Below are 2,672 nucleotides of genomic sequence, written 5' to 3'. Positions count from 1 at the left end.
TAAGCCTAAATACCTGCTTATGACCGATAGCGGATTAGTACCGTGAGGGAATGGTGAAAAGTACCCCGGGAGGGGAGTGAAATAGTACCTGAAACCATGTGCTTACAATCCGTCAGAGCCTTTTTTTGGTGATGGCGTGCCTTTTGAAGAATGAGCCTGCGAGTCAGCGGCATGTCGCGAGGTTAACCCGTGTGGTGGGGTAGTCGTAGCGAAAGCGAATACTAACTAGTGTGTTTTTAGTGGCATGTCCTGGACCCGAAGCGGGGTGATCTACCCATGGCCAGTGTGAAGCAGAGGTAAGACTCTGTGGAGGCGCGAACCCACTTAGGTTGAAAACTGAGGGGATGAGTTGTGGGTAGGGGTGAAAGGCCAATCAAACTCCGTGATAGCTGGTTCTCCCCGAAATGCATTTAGGTGCAGCGTCGTGTGTTTCCTCCTGGAGGTAGAGCTACTGGTTGGTTTAGCGGGACTATCATCTTAGCGACATCAGCCAAACTCCGAATGCCAGGTTAGGTTAGAGCACGGCAGTGAGACTGCGGGGGATAAGCTTCGTAGTCGAGAGGGAAACAGCCCAGATCGCCGGCTAAGGCCCCTAAGGGTGTGCTAAGTGGAAAAGGATGTGGGATCGCGAAGACAACCAGGAGGTTGGCTTAGAAGCAGCCATCCTTGAAAGAGTGCGTAATAGCTCACTGGTCGAGTGGTTCTGCGCCGACAATGTAGTGGGGCTCAAGTACACCGCCGAAGCCGCGGCAATCACCTTTTTTGGTGGTTGGGTAGGGGAGCGTCGCGTTACTGCTGTGAAGCGCTGGGGTAACCCTAGTGTGGAGTGTGCGCGAGTGAGAATGCAGGCATGAGTAGCGAATGAGGAGTGGAAAACTCCTCCGCCGAATGACTAAGGGTTCCTGGGCCAGGTTAATCCTCCCAGGGTGAGTCGGGGCCTAAGGCGAGGCCGACAGGCGTAGTCGATGGATAACGGGTTGATATTCCCGTACCCGTGTGTCCGCGCCCATGGTGAATCAGGGATACTAACCCACCTGAACATGCGCCTTTCGCTGACCTTTTAGGTTGGTTGGTGTGTGTGATGCTGGGGACCTGAACTGGTAGTAGCCAAGTGATGGGGTGACGCAGGAAGGTAGCCGTGCCACGTGATGGATATCGTGGTGTAAGCGTGTGGCCCGTGTTCTAGGTAAATCCGGAGCACATTAAAGGGTGAGGCGTGATGCGTACCCGTTTTGGGGAAGTTGGTGATCCTATGCTGCCGAGAAAAGCCTCTAGCGATGTGGATATACGGCCCGTACCCGAAACCGACACAGGTAGTCAGGTAGAGAATACTAAGGCGATCGGGAGAACTGTGGTTAAGGAACTCGGCAAAATGCCCCCGTAACTTCGGGAGAAGGGGGGCCATGACTGGTGACCGACGTGGTTGAGCTGGTTGTGGCCGCAGAGAATAGAGGGAAGCGACTGTTTACTAAAAACACAGGTCCGTGCGAAGACGGTGAAGTCGAGGTATACGGACTGACGCCTGCCCGGTGCTGGAAGGTTAAGAGGACCTGTTAGATCCCTTTTGCGGGGTCGAAGCGGAGAATTTAAGCCCCAGTAAACGGCGGTGGTAACTATAACCATCCTAAGGTAGCGAAATTCCTTGTCGGGTAAGTTCCGACCTGCACGAATGGCGTAACGACTTCCCTGCTGTCTCAACCACAGACCCGGCGAAATTGCAGTACGAGTAAAGATGCTCGTTACGCGCGGCAGGACGAAAAGACCCCGGGACCTTCACTATAGCTTGGTATTGGTGTTCGGTTCGGTTTGTGTAGGATAGGTGGGAGACTGTGATGCCTCAACGCCAGTTGGGGTGGAGTCGTTGTTGAAATACCACTCTGATCGTATTGGACATCTCAACCTCGGCCCGTGATCCGGGTTAGGGACAGTGCCTGGTGGGTAGTTTAACTGGGGCGGTTGCCTCCCAAAGAGTAACGGAGGCGCCCAAAGGTTCCCTCAGCCTGGTTGGCAATCAGGTGTTGAGTGTAAGTGCACAAGGGAGCTTGACTGTGAGACTGACAGGTCGAGTAGGTAGGAAACTAGGGACTAGTGATCCGGCACCGGCTTGTGGAAGCGGTGTCGCTCAACGGATAAAAGGTACCCCGGGGATAACAGGCTGATCTTCCCCAAGAGTCCATATCGACGGGATGGTTTGGCACCTCGATGTCGGCTCGTCGCATCCTGGGGCTGGAGTAGGTCCCAAGGGTTGGGCTGTTCGCCCATTAAAGCGGCACGCGAGCTGGGTTTAGAACGTCGTGAGACAGTTCGGTCTCTATCCGCCGCGCGCGTAGAAACTTGAGGAAGGCTGTCCCTAGTACGAGAGGACCGGGATGGACGTACCTCTGGTGTGCCAGTTGTCCCGCCTGGGGCATGGCTGGTTGGCTACGTACGGAAGGGATAACCGCTGAAAGCATCTAAGCGGGAAGCCTGTTCCAAGATTAGGTTTCTTTTGAGGTCCCCTATAGATGATGGGGTTGATAGGCCGGATCTGGAAGCATCGTAAGGTGTGGAGGTGACCGGTACTAATAGACCAAACATTCAACACACAAAATAGTGGTTGAACAAGGGTTTTTGCTCGCGTCTACTGTTCAGTGTCTGGCATGACACCACCCACCCGAAGTTTTGTGGTGGGG

1 rRNA gene is annotated in these 2,672 nt (G+C 54.3%); it reads left to right on the top strand.

Annotated features, from left to right (window positions below):
- A 23S ribosomal RNA gene (locus tag HMPREF3042_RS02010) occupies window positions 1–2,586 on the top strand; the annotation flags it as partial.
- Window positions 2,587–2,672 lie beyond the last annotated feature (86 nt).

It is taken from the genome of Corynebacterium sp. HMSC074C05 (assembly GCF_001838325.1).
Taxonomy (GTDB): domain Bacteria; phylum Actinomycetota; class Actinomycetes; order Mycobacteriales; family Mycobacteriaceae; genus Corynebacterium; species Corynebacterium amycolatum.
This window is presented reverse-complemented; position numbering and strand designations above follow the sequence as displayed.